Source organism: Streptomyces sp. Isolate_45 (assembly GCF_024721315.2).
In the GTDB taxonomy this organism is placed as follows: domain Bacteria; phylum Actinomycetota; class Actinomycetes; order Streptomycetales; family Streptomycetaceae; genus Streptomyces.
On record NZ_JANFAK020000312.1, the window covers coordinates 1 to 3,693 of the forward strand.

Consider the following 3,693-nt stretch of genomic DNA (forward strand, 5'->3'; position numbering starts at 1 on the left):
CGGCCCCGGTTCCGGCCCGCCCGGCGCACCCCGCTCGACGCCCTGCGGCGTAGGCGCTCCCGAGCATCCCCGTACCGGCCCGCGCACCACCCGCCCCCGCCCCCGGCTGCGGCCCGCCCTGCCCCGCCGTGCGTCGTAGGCACTCCCGAGCGTCCGCGAGCGCCCCCGTACCAACCCCGCACCACCCCCCGCTCCCGCCCTCGGCTGGGGCCCGAGCCGCCCCGCCGTGCGTCGTAGGCGCTCCCGAGCGTCCGCGAGCGCCTCCGTACCGGCCCGCGCACCAACCCCCGCACCACCCCCCCCGCACCCGACCGCCTCTCCGTCCCCGCACGCGCGCCGGCGGAGGGCGCGCGCCCGATCCGGCGGCTTCGGACCGGGGGCGACGGACCCCGCCCCGACGCCCCTCTTGCCTGACGGACCGTCAGCTACGACGATGGCCCCGCAGCCCCTGGGCGCGTCGACAGCACGCGTCGCCGTGCACATCGCCGTGCGCGTCGACGGGACGCGACGGGACGCGCCGGGGCGGACGACCGGCGGACGACCGGCAGACGAAGGCGAGGCGGGTCCGGCATGACACGCGTGTTTCCGGAAGGCCGACTGGTGTACGGGATGCAGCTCCCGATCCAGTCGCAGAGCACCATCTACGCCGAACCGTGGGAGGCCTCCGCCGGTGCGGTCGACCTCGCCGAGGTGGCCCGCGCCGCGGACCGGTCCGGCTTCGGGTACGTGGCCACCTGTGACCACGTGGCCATCCCGCGGCGCCTCGCCGGTCCCATGAGCACCATCTGGTACGACCCGGTGGCCACCCTGGCCTTCCTCGCGGGGGTCACCGAGCGCGTGCGACTGTTGAGCCACGTCGCGATCGTCGGCCTGCGCCACCCGCTGGTCACCGCCAAGCAGTACGCGACGCTCGACCACCTCTCCGGGGGCCGCCTGATCCTCGGGGTCGGGGCCGGGCACGTCCAGGAGGAGTTCGAGGTCCTCGGCGTCGACTTCGAGCGTCGCGGCGCGGTCCTCGACGAGACCCTGGACGCCCTGCGCGCCGCCCTGGGCCCCGAGGAGTACCCGGAGTTCGAGGGCGAGCGGTTCTCCTTCCGCGACCTCGGCCAACTGCCCCGGCCCGCCCAGGCGCGGATCCCCGTGTGGATCGGCGGCTCCTCGCCGGCCGCGGTGCGCCGGGCCGCCGTGCGCGGCGACGGCTGGCTCCCGCAGGGGGACCCGCGGGAGAGGATCCCGGCGCAGGTCGCCCGGATCCGCGAGCTGAGGGAGGCGGCCGGGGTCACCGGCCCCCTGGAGATCGGCGCGATCACCGAGGCGCTGTACGTCGGCGAGCCCGGCTGGGACACCGGCCGGCGGGCCCTCACGGGCAAGGCGGAGGCCCTCGCGGAGTCCCTCCGCGAGTACGCGGCGCTCGGCGTGGACCAGATCCAGGTCCGTTTCCGCAGCCGCGACCGGGACGAACTGGTGGACCAGATCACCGCTTTCGGGGCCGAGGTGGCCCCGCTCCTCAACGGTTAGGGGCACGGGCATGGGTACGGGCACGGGCATGGGCACGGGCAAGCTGGACGGGCGCGTCGTCATCATCACGGGTGCGGCGCGCGGACAGGGCGAGCAGGAGGCACGGCTCTTCGCCGCCGAGGGTGCCAAGGTGCTGCTGGGCGACGTGCTCGACGAGCAGGGAGCAGCCGTCGCCAAGGAGATCGGGGAGGACCGGGCGCGTTACGTCCGGTTGGACGTGAGCCGCGAGGAGGACTGGGCGGCGGCGGTGGCCGCCGCGAAGGAGGCCTTCGGGCCGGTGAGCGGCCTGGTCAACAACGCGGGGATCCTGCGGTTCAACGAGCTGACGGCGACCCCGCTGGAGGAGTTCCAGCAGGTCGTCCAGGTCAACCAGGTAGGGGCCTTCCTCGGCATCAAGTCGGTCGCCCCGGAGATCGAGGCGGCGGGTGGCGGGACCATCGTCAACACCTCCTCGTACACGGGGTTGACGGGCATGGCGTACGTCGGCACGTACGCGGCGACGAAGGCGGCGATCCTCGGTCTGACCCGGGTGGCGGCGCTGGAGCTGGCGGCCAAGGGGATCCGGGTGAACGCGATGTGCCCGGGCGCGGTGGACACCCCGATGGCCAATCCGGGCCTCCTCGACCCGGCCGGGATCACGGACGAGGCCCGGGACGCCATGGCCGACCTGTACAAGCGGGTCGTGCCGCTGGGGCGGGTGGGGCGGCCGGAGGAGGTCGCCCGGCTGGCCCTGTTCCTGACCGGCGAGGACTCCTCGTACATCACCGGCCAGCCCTTCGTCATCGACGGGGGCTGGATGGCGGGCGTGAGCATCCTCTAGCCGGCGCCGCCCGCGGTCCGGCCCCTCCTGTTGTATCTGATGGAGTGTCAGGTATTGACGCTCGCGCCCCGGCGGTGGAACAGTCGGGACATCGAATCTGACGCAGCGTCAGAAGTCAAAGGACGGTGAACCCCCTTGGAATTCGGGCTCTTCGTGCAGGGATACGTGGCCGAGTCACGGTCCAGGGTCGACCCCGAGGCAGAGCACAAGGCGCTGATCGAGGAGACCGAGTACGTCATCCAGGCCGACAAGTCGGGCTTCAAGTACGCCTGGGCCTCCGAACACCACTTCCTGGAGGAGTACTCCCACCTCTCCGCGAACGAGGTGTTCCTCGGCTACCTCGCGCACGCCACCGAGCGCATCCACCTCGGCTCCGGCATCTTCAACCCCCTCGCCCCGGTGAACCACCCGGTGAAGGTCGCCGAGAAGGTCGCCATGCTCGACCACCTCTCCAAGGGCCGATTCGAGTTCGGCACCGGCCGCGGCGCGGGCAGCCACGAGATCCTCGGCTTCCTGCCCGGCATCGAGGACATGAACGGCACCAAGGAGATCTGGGAGGAGACCATCGCGGAATTCCCCAAGATGTTCCTCCAGGAGGAGTACGAGGGGTTCCAGGGCAAGCACTGGTCGCTGCCCCCGCGCAAGATCTTCCCCAAGCCGTACGGCAAGGCCCACCCGGCGATGTGGTACGCCGCCGGCTCCCCCTCCTCGTACGCCATGGCGGCGAAGAAGGGCCTCGGCGTCCTCGGCTTCAGCGTCCAGAAGGTCTCCGACATGGAGTGGGTGCTGGAGCAGTACAAGACGGCCATCCAGGAGGCGAAGGCCATCGGCGCCTTCGTCAACGACAACGTCATGGTGACCTCCACCGCGATCTGCGCGGAGACCCACGACAAGGCCGTCGAGATCGCCGTCAACGCGAACATGAACCGCTTCCAGTCGCTGGTCTTCCGCTACCACGACACCTTCCCGCGGCCCGAGGCGATACCGCAGTGGCCCGAACTGCTCCCCGAGTACAACGCGGAGATCATCGAGCTGCTCATCGCCGAGGAACTCATGATCTGCGGAGACCCCTCCGAGGTCCTCCAGCAGTGCAAGCGCTGGGAACGGGCGGGCGCCGACCAGCTGTCCTTCGGCCTGCCGACCGGGGTGTCGTACGAGGACACGATGAACACCATCAAGCTCCTCGGCGAACACGTCATCCCCGAGATCGACACCGATCCGATCCACCGCACCACCCGCTTCCGCGAGGCCGCCGACTCCTGACGGCACCCACCGCACGGGGGCGGCGTCTTCCCGGACCGCCGCCCCGCACCGGCCCCGGCCGGAGATCGCCACGGGGCCGCGGCCGGCCCGGC

General features: G+C 72.0%; 3 protein-coding genes. All 3 read left to right on the forward strand.

The genetic code is table 11. The features are described from left to right. The first annotated feature begins 570 nt into the window (after positions 1 to 570). A complete protein-coding gene (locus NOD94_RS40545) occupies positions 571 to 1,518 on the forward strand; it encodes an LLM class F420-dependent oxidoreductase (RefSeq protein ID WP_281211255.1) in 948 nt (315 codons plus the stop codon). Positions 1,519 to 1,528: 10 nt separating this feature from the next. Beyond that, positions 1,529 to 2,338 carry a glucose 1-dehydrogenase gene (locus NOD94_RS40550; RefSeq protein WP_281211256.1) on the forward strand — a complete coding sequence of 270 codons (810 nt, stop codon included), beginning with the start codon at positions 1,529 to 1,531 and terminating at the stop codon, positions 2,336 to 2,338. A gap of 135 nt (positions 2,339 to 2,473) precedes the next feature. Beyond that, a complete protein-coding gene (locus NOD94_RS40555) occupies positions 2,474 to 3,601 on the forward strand; it encodes an LLM class flavin-dependent oxidoreductase (protein WP_281211257.1) in 1,128 nt (375 codons plus the stop codon). Positions 3,602 to 3,693: the final 92 nt, after the last annotated feature.